This window comes from Spiribacter sp. 2438 (genome assembly GCF_009676705.1).
GTDB lineage: Bacteria > Pseudomonadota > Gammaproteobacteria > Nitrococcales > Nitrococcaceae > Spiribacter.
Genome location: NZ_CP046046.1, coordinates 1,158,902 through 1,172,798, shown reverse-complemented (window position 1 = coordinate 1,172,798; position 13,897 = coordinate 1,158,902). Strand labels below are relative to the sequence as shown.

General features: G+C 61.5%; 13 protein-coding genes. 10 read left to right on the top strand and 3 right to left on the bottom strand.

The window, feature by feature from the left end:
- Positions 1-123 precede the first annotated feature (123 nt).
- Entirely contained in the window at positions 124-1,164 is a 1,041-nt protein-coding gene (locus tag GJ672_RS05820) for a serine hydrolase (RefSeq protein ID WP_229381820.1), read from the top strand.
- Here GJ672_RS05820 and GJ672_RS05815 read toward each other — a convergent pair.
- Positions 1,118-1,882: a TrmB family transcriptional regulator gene (locus GJ672_RS05815; protein WP_154296312.1), complete on the bottom strand. Its 765-nt coding sequence runs from the start codon at positions 1,880-1,882 to the stop codon at positions 1,118-1,120. The genes GJ672_RS05820 and GJ672_RS05815 overlap by 47 nt on opposite strands.
- 232 nt (positions 1,883-2,114) lie before the next feature.
- Here GJ672_RS05815 and GJ672_RS05810 point away from each other — a divergent pair, with 232 nt between their 5' ends.
- The 8 genes from GJ672_RS05810 to GJ672_RS05775 are packed head-to-tail and all read left to right on the top strand — an operon-like array spanning position 2,115 to position 10,376.
- Positions 2,115-3,401, top strand: coding sequence for an ABC transporter substrate-binding protein (locus GJ672_RS05810; protein WP_154296311.1), 1,287 nt, complete (start codon positions 2,115-2,117; stop codon positions 3,399-3,401).
- 14 nt (positions 3,402-3,415) lie between these two features.
- Positions 3,416-4,312, top strand: coding sequence for a branched-chain amino acid ABC transporter permease (locus tag GJ672_RS05805; RefSeq protein ID WP_154296310.1), 897 nt, complete (start codon positions 3,416-3,418; stop codon positions 4,310-4,312).
- On the top strand, positions 4,312-5,295 hold the full coding sequence (locus GJ672_RS05800) for a branched-chain amino acid ABC transporter permease (protein ID WP_229381819.1): 984 nt from the start codon (positions 4,312-4,314) through the stop codon (positions 5,293-5,295). The genes GJ672_RS05805 and GJ672_RS05800 overlap by 1 nt, the downstream gene beginning before the upstream one ends.
- Positions 5,292-6,071, top strand: a complete 780-nt coding sequence (locus tag GJ672_RS05795; RefSeq protein WP_154296309.1) for an ABC transporter ATP-binding protein — start codon at positions 5,292-5,294, stop codon at positions 6,069-6,071. The genes GJ672_RS05800 and GJ672_RS05795 overlap by 4 nt, the downstream gene beginning before the upstream one ends.
- Positions 6,064-6,732: an ABC transporter ATP-binding protein gene (locus GJ672_RS05790; RefSeq protein WP_154296308.1), complete on the top strand. Its 669-nt coding sequence runs from the start codon at positions 6,064-6,066 to the stop codon at positions 6,730-6,732. The genes GJ672_RS05795 and GJ672_RS05790 overlap by 8 nt, the downstream gene beginning before the upstream one ends.
- Positions 6,729-7,724 carry a carbon-nitrogen hydrolase family protein gene (locus GJ672_RS05785; RefSeq protein WP_154296307.1) on the top strand — a complete coding sequence of 332 codons (996 nt, stop codon included), beginning with the start codon at positions 6,729-6,731 and terminating at the stop codon, positions 7,722-7,724. The genes GJ672_RS05790 and GJ672_RS05785 overlap by 4 nt, the downstream gene beginning before the upstream one ends.
- Before the next feature lie 59 nt (positions 7,725-7,783).
- Positions 7,784-9,187 carry an NAD-dependent succinate-semialdehyde dehydrogenase gene (locus GJ672_RS05780; RefSeq protein ID WP_229381972.1) on the top strand — a complete coding sequence of 468 codons (1,404 nt, stop codon included), beginning with the start codon at positions 7,784-7,786 and terminating at the stop codon, positions 9,185-9,187.
- Positions 9,177-10,376: an MFS transporter gene (locus GJ672_RS05775; protein ID WP_154296305.1), complete on the top strand. Its 1,200-nt coding sequence runs from the start codon at positions 9,177-9,179 to the stop codon at positions 10,374-10,376. Before GJ672_RS05780 ends, GJ672_RS05775 begins: the two co-directional genes overlap by 11 nt.
- Before the next feature lie 36 nt (positions 10,377-10,412).
- Here the strand turns inward: GJ672_RS05775 and GJ672_RS05770 are convergent, their stop codons facing one another.
- Entirely contained in the window at positions 10,413-11,036 is a 624-nt protein-coding gene (locus GJ672_RS05770; RefSeq protein ID WP_154296304.1) for an outer membrane beta-barrel protein, read from the bottom strand.
- A gap of 166 nt (positions 11,037-11,202) precedes the next feature.
- Here GJ672_RS05770 and GJ672_RS05765 point away from each other — a divergent pair, with 166 nt between their 5' ends.
- On the top strand, positions 11,203-12,408 hold the full coding sequence (locus tag GJ672_RS05765) for an NAD(P)-binding protein (protein ID WP_154296303.1): 1,206 nt from the start codon (positions 11,203-11,205) through the stop codon (positions 12,406-12,408).
- 38 nt (positions 12,409-12,446) lie between these two features.
- Here the strand turns inward: GJ672_RS05765 and GJ672_RS05760 are convergent, their stop codons facing one another.
- Positions 12,447-13,763, bottom strand: a complete 1,317-nt coding sequence (locus tag GJ672_RS05760; protein WP_154296302.1) for an acetamidase/formamidase family protein — start codon at positions 13,761-13,763, stop codon at positions 12,447-12,449.
- Between the last annotated feature and the right edge of the window lie 134 nt (positions 13,764-13,897).

Sequence of the window (13,897 nt, the reverse complement as noted above, 5' to 3'; positions counted from 1 at the left end):
AGTCGTGCGCAGATGGCCGGGGGCCGTCAGCTGATCCGTGTTCCATTCCAGCGCAACCGGCACACCATGAACTGAGGTCCCACCAAGGTAACGCCCATGGCAGGGACCCAGTTAGAGGCGCCGATGAACCAACAGCGAATTGGACCCATCATCAGAATGCTGGCGGTATTGCTGTTCGCTCTGCTCACCGTCAGCCAGGCGGTCATCGCCAATGGCCGGGTCGATGAGGCAACGCTGTCCACCGTCGCCATGTCCGCGGACCGATTCGGAAATCTGCGCACCCTGCACATCGCCGTTGACGGCGATGTGCTTGTGGCCGAGGGGTTTAACGGCGCCTCTGCGAATGGCTCCACAAACGTCAAATCCGCCTCCAAGACGCTGCTGGCCGCAGTGGTGGGAGCGGCCATCGAACGCGGTGTGCTCGATGGGGTGGAGGAGCGCGTGGTGGACGCGCTGCCGGACGTGGTGCCCTCAGATGCCGATCCGTTGCTTGAGGACTTGATGGTGGAGCACCTGCTCTCCATGCAGGCTGGCCTTGAGCGGACCTCCGGTGAAAACTATGGCGCCTGGGTGGCCAGTCCTGACTGGGTTCAGGCGGCCCTCAGCCGGCCCATGGAGGGCCGCCCGGGGGGGCGCATGCGCTACTCCACCGGCAACAGTCACCTGCTGTCCGCCATTCTGCAGCGTCGGACCGGCGAGGCGAGCTATGTGCTCGCTAATCGCTGGTTCGGCCCAGCGGGCATTTCGGTGGATCACTGGATGGATGATCCCCAGGGCATCGCTTTTGGTGGCAACCAGGTGTCCATGCGTCCCGAGGCGTTGCTGGCGCTGGGGGAGCTGTATCGGCGCGACGGATTAACTCCGGACGGCGAGCGTCTTCTGCCCCCGGGCTGGGTTGAGGCCAGCTGGGAGCTACGAGGGCGCTCCCGCTGGACCAACGACGGCTATGGCTATGGCTGGTTCATTCGGGACTTCGCGGGGATCGAGGGCTACTACGGCTGGGGCTTTGGCGGGCAGATGCTCTATGTCCTGCCGGAATTGGGCGCCACGGTGGTGATGACCTCAGACCCCAATCAGCCGTCCGGACGCACCGGGTATCGGGATGAGCTGCATGGATTTATTGAGGAGCTGGTGGCGGCGTTACATCGAGATCCCGCTGGCTAGTGGCCCAGAGAATCTCGAACATCTGGGAGGCGAGGGCACTTAGCTCAGGGCTGGTGATCAGCAGTGCAAAATTCTCCCGGCGGGACGATAGATAGGCCACCTTGTCGTCATAAATGTAGCTGGTCATCAGGAATGGGTCGTTATTGGCAGTGAAACGGACCTCTCTCAGGTTATCGGCCGAGGTCGGCCAGATGTCCATCACCTCTTCGTTGTAACTCCTTACCACCCGCAGTTTGATACCGAGGGATCTCCGCCTCGCGATGTGCTCAGCCATGTGCTGATCACCCGGGACTTCAAGCAGCTCACGCATGGACAGAATGCCTTTGACTTCACCGGACTGACATCGGAGTACATCCTCGAGGATAGTCACCACGCCCTCCCGGCCGGGGTAGTATCTAACCCGCGGCTGGGTCAGGGAATGATCTCGCAGGGCGCGGAGTTCTGGGATTAACGAGGCGATGCTGCGTCGCTGCTGGTCGTGACGGAACAGCATGTGCTGAGGGTCCTCCGCTACAACCTGAGCTCGACCGGCTTTCTCGATTGGCGTCAGCAACCCGTCTGCCTCGAGGGCTGCGGCCAAATCATAAGCGGTGGTCCGGGTGACTCCCGCCCGTTTTGCTACTCGTGCGATTGGAGCCTCTCCCAGCTCAAGGGCGGCCAGATAGAACCGGGCTTTTTTCTCGGAAAACCCGAGTGACATCAGTGCCTGTAGTTCCATCAGCTATGCCTCCCCTGCTGTTGTGTCGAAAATACTCGACATAAATTCTGGCCCTTGGGTCCGTCGTTCATTGACACGATTCGCAACGATGGGTGTAGTTAAACGGCTTTTTGCTCTGACGAGAGGCAGAAGTTTCGGCGGCATCGTCGGATTTCGAAAGGCACTTTACCTAATGGGTTGGTCCAGTTGTCGGATTAACTCGACGATAAGGCGTAGGAGAGAGAGACACAATATGAATAAGTTCAAGACGATTGCGGTATCGAGCGCTTCACTGCTGGCAGCGTGCGGAATCAGCCTCGGTACGGCCAGCGCCAGCGATGAACCATTCGCCGTCGGGTTCGCCACTTTCCTGTCAGGTCCCGTTTCCGGCCCGGTGGGTGCACCGTCCCGAAACGGCGTCGAGCTGATCGCTGAAGCGATTAATGACGGCAGCCTGCCTGCTCCCTACAGCGGTCAGGGCATCGGGGGTCGCGAGCTGACCATTCAGTACGTTGATGAGGCCTCTGAGGCGCTGGACGAGTATCGCAACCTGGTGACGCGTAGCGGCGTTGATGCGGTTATCGGCTATGCATCGTCCGGCTCTTGCGTGAGCATCGCGCCCGAGGCCGAAGCGTCCGAGACCCTGACACTGTTTTATTACTGCGGGTCGACCCGAATTTTTGAGGAGGACACGCGCGAGTACGTCTTCCGGACCATGAATTCTCAGGACGTCGAGAATATCGCCGCGGCCCATTACCTTGCCGAATTCCATCCGGATGCCAATACGGTGGCCGGTATCAACCAGAATTATGGCTGGGGCCAGGATTCCTGGCGCGACTTCGTCTCGGCGAGTACGCAGTTGAATCCCGACACCGAAGTCTCGGTGGAGCTGTGGCCGCAGCTGTTTTCTGGTCAGTATGGCTCAGAGCTGACGCGCCTGGCTCGCGCAGGTTCCGACATTCTCCACACCAGCTTCTGGGGGGGTGACCTCGACGCATTCCTGTTGCAGTCGGCTCCCCGCGGGCTTCTGGAAGACCAGATCGGTGTCCTGACCACCGGGGGCACGGCTTACGCGAGCATTGCTGACCAGATTCCGGACGGCACCATTATCGGCGTCCGCGGCAATGGAGGTGCACTCTCCGCCGACTCGCCGATGAACGACTGGTTCCGTGAAAGCTACATCGAGAAATTTGGCGAAGAGCCGACCTTCCCGGCCTATTACGGGGCGCAGGCATTGCTGGCCCTGAAAGCCGCCGGCGACCTTGCCGCTTCGGAGGCAGGTGAACCGCCCAGCGTGGATCAGGTCCGGCTCAGCCTCAAGGGCATTGAGTATGAAGCGCCCACCGGCACGGTGAGCCTGTCCCGACACAATGGACATCAGGCGGCGACGGAACTGGCCTACGCCCGTGTCCAGCGGGTTGATGGCACTCCGACCCTGGTGGACATCCGGCGCTACAGCCCTGAGTGCGTAGTGGCGCCTGATGGCTTTACCAGCCGCGAGTGGATCGAAGCCGGCTTCCCTGGCGCGCAGTGTAATTAGAGGGGGCCGGAGGCATGGACTTGCTTGTCGCCATCATCGTTGATGGCCTGATCTATGCCTCCTGGCTGTTTACGGTCGCGGCCGGGCTGACGCTCATATTTGGCGTCATGCGCGTGCTCAACATGGCCCATGGCAGCTTTTATGCCATCGGTGCCTACTCCGCCGCGACCGCAGCCGGGTGGTATTACGCAACAGGTTGGCCGGGTTATCTCGGCCTGCCGGTCATGGCACTGGCGGCGATCATTCCCGGAATGATCGCCGGCATTGCGGTCGAACGTGGGGTGCTCCGATTCCTGCATGGGCGGGAAGAAGTGGTCATGGTGCTGGTGACGTTCGGTGCGCTGCTCATCTTCGAGGATCTGCTGATCATGATCTGGGGGGCGCAGTCCTACTACGCGTTCCAGCCCTATGGTCTTTTCGGCAGCACATCGCTGGCGGGACTGCGTTTCGTGAATTATGACTTCCTGGTGATCGGGTTCACGGCAGTGATTGCGTTCGCCCTGTGGTGGAGCATCAACCGGACCCGGCGGGGAAAACTGCTGAAGGCGGTTATCCACGACCGTGAAGTGTCCATGGCCTTCGGTATCAACGTGAACCGCCTCTTTCTGGTCACTTTTGCGGTGGGTGCCGGGCTCGGTGCCCTCGCGGGGGCGATGTCGGCGCCAGCCATTGCCGTGACGCCGGGGCTTGGTATTGAGGTGATCGTCCTGGCTTTTGCCGTGGTAGTGACCGGGGGACTGGGCAGCATCGAAGGCGCCTTGATCGGTGCAATTCTTATTGGGATTGCTCGTGCGGCGGCCGTGAACCTTATTCCAGAAGTGGAACTGTTCGTCATTTACGCCGTCATGGCCGCTGTCCTGGTATTCCGTCCCCGTGGATTGTTCGCCGCCGCCAGCGCGAGGAGGATCTGATGTTGATTGCCGATTGCATGCGGGAGAACCGCACACTATTGCTGATCATGTCCACTGGGGTCCTCCTGATGGCGGCGCGCCTGGTTGTACCCGAATGGGTCAGCCTGATGATTGTGACTGTGCTGGCCAAAGCGCTGGTGGTGCTCGGCGTGGTTTTGCTGATGCGGGGCGGACTCGTGTCTTTCGGGCAGGGGCTCTACTATTGTCTCGGCGGTTATGCGGTCGGGCTTGGGAGCCGATGGTTCGGAATTAGCGATATTTTCCTTCTGCTGGCACTGGCGGTGGTCGTTGCTTTGCTGGTCGGCGGAGCACTTGGCTTTCTCCTCAGTCGCTACCGCGAAATCTTTTTTGCGATGCTCAGTCTCGCCCTGTCCATGATCCTCTACGGGTTATTGACCAGTAACGAGGCATTGGGCAGCGACGACGGATTCACCGTGCGCAACCTCTCCCTGTTCGGTGAGGCATTAACGCCGCATCAGATTGAGGCCACGGTCTACCTGCTGACCTGTGGGATTGCCACGCTGGTTGCCTGTCTTGCTCACCTGTACATGCGCGCCCCGATGGGGTTTGCCGGCAGTGCCGTTCATCAGAATGAGGTCCGTGTGGAATACCTCGGTCTCTCGCCGCGCACGGTTTCCTATTCCAACTATGTGGTTGCATCGGTTCTGGGTGCGCTCGGCGGCGCGCTGATTGCGATGGACAACGGCCACGTCAGCCCCAACATGGCTTTTTGGGCTCAGTCCGGGGAATTCGTGTTCATCGCACTGATGGGTGGCATCAATCACGTCGGGGCGGTGTTCATCGGCGCCACGGTGTTCGAAATCGTCAGGACTTTCGCCCTTGAATTCGCGCCACAGGCCTGGCGAATCATTCTTGGTTCGGTGCTGGTGTTGATCATCTGCTTCCTTCCCTTCGGGCTTTGGTCTCTGCCCGAAAAAATCCGCGGTATTAAGGCAGCTCGGTCACAGAAGGAGGCAACATGAAGCCCTTACTTCAGGTTCGTAATCTGACCAAGTCATTTGGCGCCGTGGTGGCCGCTGCCGACATCAATGTCGATATTGACAAGGGTGAGATGGTCGCGGTGATCGGCGCCAATGGTGCCGGCAAAACGACATTCGTCAACATGGTCACAGGCTATCTGCCACCCAGTGGCGGCAGCATTGTCTTCTCCGGTCAGGACCTCAGCGGATTGCCGCCTCGGCAGATCAGCAAGGTTGGTATCTGCCGTTCGTTTCAGGTGGCGCAGTTGTTCACTGAAATGACCGTGCTGGAAAACGTCATGCTGAGTCTCGAGGCGAGGCGTTTTTCTCTCTCGACATTCCTTGCACCTCTGCACAAGCCCGACACCCACGAACGGGCCATGGAGGTCCTGCGGAAGTTCCGGATTGATCAGTACGCGGATGCCCGGGTGGATGAACTCGCCCAGGGGGTCCGGAAGTTGCTGGATATTTCCATGGCAATGGTCGGCGGTCCGGAGCTCCTCCTGCTGGATGAGCCCACCAGTGGGGTGGCCATCGAGGAGAAGTTCGACCTCATGGACACGGTCATGGATGGCGTTCGTCAGTCCGGTGCAGCCGTCATTTTCATCGAGCATGACATGGATATCGTACGGCGCTATGCAGACCGGGTCATTGCGTTTTATGCCGGTCAGATCATTGCGGACGGCCCCACCGAAGAAGCCCTGGCCAAAGACGACGTCCGTCAGTTCGTGGTTGGAGAAGAGCTCCTGATCAACCCGGAGGAGTCATCCCATGCTTGAGGTCCGTGATCTCGATCTTTCAATCGAAGGCACACCCGTTCTCCGCCAGGTCCAGATGGATCTGGCCGCCGGAGAAATGGTAGGTCTTATTGGGCGCAACGGCGCCGGTAAAACCAGCCTGCTCCGAACCGTCATGGGGTTGTGGACACCCGCGAGCGGCAGCGTCCGGTATCAGAAGCAGGACCTGCTGGCGGAGGCGGCCCACCGGCGTGCTCATCTGGGCATTGGCTACATGCCAGAGGACCGCGGATTAATCCCCGATCTGATGGTTCAGGAGAACGTCATGGTGCCTGCCTGGGCCACCCAGCGAGCAGACCATGAATCACGGCTTCGCTGGATCTACTCGCTGATCCCCGAGGTAGAGGAGTTCGCGCAGCGAAAAGCTTTCAGTGTCAGCGGCGGTCAGCAGAAGCTCGTGGCACTGGCGCGGGCATTGATGGCGGGCTCGCATCTGCTGCTGCTGGATGAGCCCTTCGAGGGCGTGGCCCCCAGCCTGGGCAAGCGACTGGTCGAGGTAATCAGTGCACTGAAAGACGAGGGGCTCTCCGTGCTCCTGGCGGAATCGGATTATACCCATACCCATGGGTTTGTGGACCGCGCTTATGTCATTGACCGAGGCAGCGTGGCCCAGGCCCAGACAGGAGGCAATCGCCAGAAATGACAGACAATCTTAAAGCCGCCGTTGTCCAGGCGGGATCCGTTGCGTTTGATGTTGAGGCGACGCTCGCCAAGACAGATCGGCTCCTCGCCGAAGCGGCCGAGGCGGGGGCCGGCCTGGCGGTGTTTCCTGAGGCCTTCATTTCGGCCTACCCCAAGGGCCTCGATTTTGGCTGTCGTGTCGGGATGCGCAAACCCGAGGGGCGTGAACAATTCCAGCGCTACTGGGACAGCGCCATCGATGTGCCTGGACCAGCCACGGAGGCCCTCGCTGGGATGGCTGCCCGCCACAACATGTACATCGTCATGGGCGTCATCGAGCGCGACGTGGGAACGCTTTACTGCACGGTGCTTTATTTCTCGCCGGCGGGTGAACTGCTGGGTAAACATCGCAAGCTGATGCCAACGGCCAGCGAACGTCTGGTTTGGGGTCAGGGCGATGGATCCACCCTCCCGGTGTTCGATACCCCTCATGGGCGGCTGGGGGCAGTGATCTGCTGGGAAAATTACATGCCGCTGTTTCGGACGGCCATGTACGCCAAAGGCGTCAAGCTCTATTGCGCGCCCACGGCCGACGATCGCGATACCTGGCTTGCAACGGTTCGTCATATCGCGGTCGAAGGGCGTTGCTTTGTTCTGTCGGCCTGTCAGGTCATGCGGCGGAGCGACTTCCCTGCCGATTATCCTGTCGCTGATGCGATGGACGATGATCAGGTCCTGATGCGCGGCAGCAGTTGCATTGTCGGGCCCCTCGGCGAGGTGCTGGCCGGGCCTCTCTTCAATGAGGAGGGCATCCTTTATGCCGATCTCGACATCGGCGAGGTGGCACGCAGTCATCTCGATCTGGACTCGGTGGGACACTATTCCCGGCCGGATATTTTTCAGCTGAATGTTGATGAACGCAGCCGGCCCGCTGCCAACTTTATTAGCGACAGTGCGAGCAGAGAAACCGACGCGACTAACACCGGCATTAACGAGAAGAACGAGTGTTTATGAGTCTGGAACTGCAGGATAAAACGCTGCTCGAGAGTCGAGCATTCATCGGCGGGCAATGGATGTGTGGTCCGTCAAAGTCCGTGATTACCGACCCTGCCACCGGCGAGACGGTCGCAACGGTGCCGGATTTCGGGCGCCCGGAGATGAAACGGGCGATCGACGCAGCGGAAACCGCGGGGCCGGCCTGGGCGGCGCTCAGTGCTCGTGAGCGGGCGGACATCCTCCTTCGCTGGCACGATTTGCTGCTCGCCAACCAGGAGGATCTGGCCAGAATCCTCACCGCCGAGATGGGCAAACCGATCTCCGAAGCGCGGGGTGAGATTGCCTATGGGGCCAGCTTTATCCGCTGGTTCGCCGAAGAGGCGAGGCGCCTTTACGGCGACATCATTCCCGGCCATCAGCGCGATAAGCGGATATTGGTGCTCAAGCAGCCCATTGGCGTCGTGGGGGCGATCACGCCCTGGAATTTCCCGAACGCGATGATTGCGCGAAAAGTCGCCCCGGCGCTCGCCGCCGGGTGCACTTTTGTCGGACGGCCGGCGGAAAGTACTCCGCTGTCCGCGCTGGCCATGGCCTTGCTGGGTGAACGGGCCGGAATCCCCCCCGGGGTTCTGAATATCGTCACCGGTGAGGATGCCGCGGGGCTCGGCCTTGAGCTTTGCACCAACCCCACCGTGCGAAAGCTGACATTCACGGGTTCCACGGCGGTTGGCCGCATCCTGATGCGCCAGTGCGCGGACAACATCACAAAGCTGTCACTGGAGCTCGGCGGTAACGCTCCTTTCATCGTTTTCGATGATGCTGACATCGAAAAGGCCATTGACGGCGCACTGATCGCGAAATATCGCAACGGCGGCCAGACCTGTGTCTGTGCCAACCGCATATACGTGCAATCGGGCATTCATGATCGGTTTGTTGAGCGTCTGGCAGAGCGGGTCGCCGCGCTCAAGGTTGGCCCCGGGATGGATGAGTCCACGGAGATTGGGCCCATGATCAACTCGGCCGGCGCCGAGAAGGTGCAACGGCATCTCGATGACGCATTGGAAAAAGGAGCCCGGGTGGTCACCGGCGGTGCCGGCCACCCCCTCGGGGGCAACTACCTCCAGCCGACGGTGATCGCGGACGTCGGCCCTGGCATGGAACTGCTCCACGAGGAGACATTCGGCCCCCTCGCTCCGGTGATCCGGTTCGATAGCGAGGCAGAGGCGGTACGCCTGGCCAATGACACCGAATTCGGCCTGGCCGCTTATCTGTACACCGAGAACCTTTCGAGAAGCTGGCGGGTCACTGAGGCCCTGGAGTACGGAATCGTCGGCTTGAACACCGGGTTGATCTCTACCGCCGAGGCACCCTTTGGTGGGGTAAAGTCCTCCGGACTCGGGCGCGAAGGCTCTCACTACGGCATCGACGAATTCCTCGAGCTGAAATATCTGTGCATGTCCATCGAAACTGATGGTGGATAAAGCCGCGGCTGTAAGCCCGGAGGAGGGGCCAGCGCCCCGCGAAAAGGGCAATGTCGCGATTCTGGTCAGCGGACAAACGCTGTTCATGATCGCGTCTATCACCGTGCTGACACTCAGCGGCATCGTGGGTGAGCGGCTGGCTCCATCTGAAGCCCTGGCGACCCTGCCCATTGCCCTGATGATGGTCGGTACCGTCATCTCCACGCTCCCGGCGTCGCTCTACATGAAGCGAGTGGGCCGGCGGGTGGGTTTCATGACCGGCGTTTCCGTCGGTGGCATCGGCGGCAGCTTGACGGCTTTTGCGGGGATTGCGCTGCAGGATTTTGCGGTTTTCTGCGCCGGCAACATGCTGCTCGGGCTGTACCAGGGCTTTGCGATGTACTATCGGTTTGCCGCCAATGATGTCGCGAGCCCGGCATTCCGCAGCCGGGCCATCTCCTACGTCATGGCGGGTGGTGTGGTGGCGGCCTTCGTGGGCCCCTGGAACGCTCGCCTTGACTGGTTCCCACTGGTGCCATCCGGGGGGCCCTATTTGCTGATCGCGCTGCTCTCGCTGGCAGCGCTCTGTCTGCTCTGCTTTCTCCGAGTGCCACATCAGGGCGAGCCTGCGGCCGGCGCTCCACAACGGCCGATGAAGGCGATCATCCATCAGCCGGCATTCCCCCTCGCTGTGCTGGCGGGTGCCGTGGGCTATGCGGTGATGATGCTGGTGATGACCGCCACGCCCCTGGCGATGCTCTCGATGGGTTTCACCATGGCTGACGTGGTTTTCATCATGCAGTCCCATGTTCTGGGGATGTTTGCACCGTCGTTTTTCACCGGTGGGCTCATCGCCCGCTATGGCGTCCAGCGCATCATTGGCGCAGGGGCGCTGATGCTGGTCGGCTCCGTCCTGACGGGGAGTCTCGGCCAGTCATTGGAGTTTTTTTGGGCTGCCCTGGTGCTGTTGGGGATCGGCTGGAATTTCCTGTTCATCGGCGGCAGCGCATTACTGACCCAGCTGCACACGGAAGCGGAGCGGGGCAAAGTTCAGGGTGTTAACGATCTGGTGATTTTCTCTCTGGTCGCCGTGGCTTCGCTAATGGCCGGCGGCCTTCTTCATGGGATCGGCTGGGAGTGGCTCAATCTGGCCATGCTCCCGATCATCGGGATAGTGGCAGCGGCGATGTGGGTGGCCGCTCGAGGATAGAGCGGTCAACTCCCGTTCCAACGCCGCCGCATTCGTCTAAAAAATAAACAGCAGCGAGCCACCGATGGCCGAGACCTCGTAGTCGTCCAGGTCGTAGACACTGCCTTCCAGTCTCACGGCGACTTCATCCAGGAGTCGGATTTGGGCTCCGCCCGCGTAGAAAATATCCGTGCCACTGTCCGAGAAGTTCGCGTTTCCCGCGTCAGATGTTCGGCTCTCGTCAACATCCCATCGATGCAGCCCCAATTTACCGAATAACTGTACCCGCGGCGTTACTTGAGCCATGCCGACCAGTCCGAGAGCGTAGGAGTCAGCGGACACCTTGATTAAGGCGTTATCCGCTGTGAACTCAAACGTTTGTCCGTCAAAAACAAATTGATCTCCTTCGTTGCCGGACAGCGTCGCCTCTCCAAAATAATTGTATTGCGCCTCGATGGCGAAATTGTCGGTAAAGCGGAAACCGGCGAAAACTTGCCTGGAGGTGTCGTCTTCGTCCAGAGACGCGGTGCCGGTGGTGCCGCTGACATCCGTGTCGATGGTGGCGGACCCGAGGCCGAAACCGACGTACCAGGGGTTGGCGGGTTGTTGGGCATTGGCAAGGGAAGTCGCACCAAGCAGCAAGCCGGCGAGCATCGTGGCCGCAGTGAGTTTTTTTTCCATGATTGCCTCTCCTTTTGCATCAGGGGTGTAAGCGTCACTCCACCGTGGCGGGCTCCAGCGACCGCTGGTGTCGGAGGATGACGTGCAAGTGTGCGGCGATCGTGCCCCTGCTGCTGTGGGACAATTCTCGTTAGCATGGAGCGCCCACGTTCAAGGTGAATGCACTATGGTTGATTCCCCCAGCGCCGCCATCATCGGCAGCGGCATTGCCGGCTCGGCCGCCGCCTGGCGGCTGGCCACCGTGCCCTCGACGCAGCCGGGCCGGATCACGGTCTATGAAATAGGGCGGGGGCCCGGAGGACGCGGCGCCACTCGCAAGACCCGGTCCATCCCGGAGCTTTCCATCAACCATGGGGTGCCTTACGCGGATATTTCCACCGAGCAGGGACGGGCGCTGCTAGCGGCCATGGGCGACAGCATCCAGCCCTATGCCGGCGCGCGGGGTGTGGTGGACGGTGTGACCGGCAGCTTCACGCCCCAGTGCGCAAGCGACGGGGTCCGGTTGATTCGGGGCGCCAATGGCGAGATGGCCAATATCGCCGCGTCGCTGCTGCAGGATGGCAACGGCGATCATCTGCCGCCGGTGACCACGGCGTACTCAACCATGGTCCGGGGGCTCGCCCGTGGCATAACGCCGACGGACCCGTGGATTCTCACCGACAGGCAGGGTGATGAGGTGGGTCGTGCGGACTGGCTGATTGTCGCGGGCAATGGCGTCGCCCATCCGCGGTGGTCGGATACCTTCGGCGGCGAGCCCCCCCTGGTCGGCGCGGCGTCTGCTCTCGATGATGATCAGCTCAATGAATCCCTGGGGGTCATTGGTCAGCAGACGGCGGCCCCGGTGATTACGGTGCTGCTCTATGCAACCGGAGCCGTGGCGAGGGAGTGGAAAGCGCTGGCCTTCAACGACGCTCTGGTCAAGGGGCATGACGTGCTGGCGAAGATCTCGATCCAGCCCTGTGGGGCGGATGGCTGCGCGGTGGTGCTGCACTCGACCACGCCCTTTGCCCTTGAGAATGCCGGGGTGCACGGCGCTTCATCCAGTGCGGCCCGCGTGGGGAATGCCGCCTCCAGCGCCGATCGGGAGGCGATCATCGTCGATGAGATGCTGGCCGCGCTGGGGACCATCCCCGGCATGCCAACGTTTGAAAAGTCAACCTATCCGTTTGGTCCGTTGCTGCACCGGTGGGGGAACGCCTTTCCCAGGGGCGAGCCGCTGGCCGCGGCCCAGGCGGTGTGCCCGGGCGCCCGCGTGGCATTCTGTGGAGACTACGTGGAGACGGCGGCGCGGATGGGCAGTTATGAATGCGCCTTGCTGTCCGGCATTAATGTCGCTGACACACTGATCCCGTACCTGCAAGCCGGCCGATAAGGGCATATCACCCTTATCGGCCGTAAGGTCTCGGGCCCCTAGAGGCCGTACTGCTCCCGGGCATAATCACCCAGTCCCACGGCATCGAGCTTGGCCAGCGGCGCCAGGAAAGTCACCTGAATGACCCCGGGGGCCCGTCCAATCTCGATGGCGCCGTTCACCGTGGCCCGGTTGCGAACTTCAGCAACCGACATGTCCAGCAGTGTGGCGGCCCGCTCCAGGCCATTGTCGATGGCCTCGTTGAGGTTGGCGGCGGTCCCGATGACTGAAATGGGCGCCGTGGGCTCCAGCTCGGCAATGCCCCAGCGGGCGGCCAGGCGCTCGCCACGGGCCTTCTCATCGGGGCTGAACGGACGCGCCATGGGGGGCAGGTCTTCGACCAGCGGAAACAGCACCGGGCCGTCGATGGGATAGTCCTTGAGTACTTCCACCTGCAGGGTCACGCTGCCGGCAACATCCATGGTGTGACCGGCGATTTCGCCATCACCCTGACCGGCGTGCATGTCCCCCAGATAGAGCCCACCGCCTTTAACCTTCACCGGGGCCACCAGAATCGCCCCGGCCCGCACGGCGTCGATGTCCAGATGCCCATCGGTTTTGTGCTTGGCCAGCTCATCGGCGGTAATGGCGTAGTCATGGGGAGCGCCCACCAGGAAGGACCCGAAGTCACCGGCATTGTGGCTGTCCGGCATGGGCCGCGAGGGGCAGCTCCCCAGCTGACCCAGGAAGGGGCGCATGCGAATCAGCGTGGCCGGCATGTCGGATGGGGCGTAGTGCAGAATCGAGTGCTGGTGGCTGCCGTCCGGCAGCGCGGCATAGTGGTTGGCGTTCTCGCCAATCTTTTCCGCGGCCTCCCGGGGCAGGGTGACGCCCACATGGCGGCTGTCGTCAAAGGTCACGGTGTAGCCGTGAACGATTTCGAAGGGCTTGACCGCTTCGCCGCAGACATTGCATCGCACCGAGTCCTGACCAATGCCCTCGATGTGCGTCTCTGGCCAGAGGGCATCGCATTTGGGACAGCGGGCGGCCACATAGGGGTCGCCCAGGCAGAATCCTTCCGGCGACGAATCATGGCCCGAGGCCGTGGCAATCGAGGTCACGGTGATATCGCGGATGCGGATGGCGAGGCCGTCACCCACCTCGGCGCCGATGACTTCCACCGGGCGGGTGACTTCGTGACCACCCCGCAGACTGGGGGTGATCATGGGTCCCCAGCAGCCCGGAGCGGTGTTGGCAATGATGGTGCCGCCATCCTCCACTGGGCCCAGCATCGGCGAAGCCGGATCCAGGACACTGTTAGTGAACTCACTGACGACGACACTGCGATGACCGGCCTTGTTGGTTTTGTCCAGCATGATGCTCTCCTCGGGGGTGGGTATGTTTCGATTACAGACTAACACTCCCCCCGCCAGCGGCCCTGTCTCAGATCAAAAAAAAACCACCGGTGCAGGGACCGGCGGTTCTGGCTTCCCGGACTCATGTCCGCGGA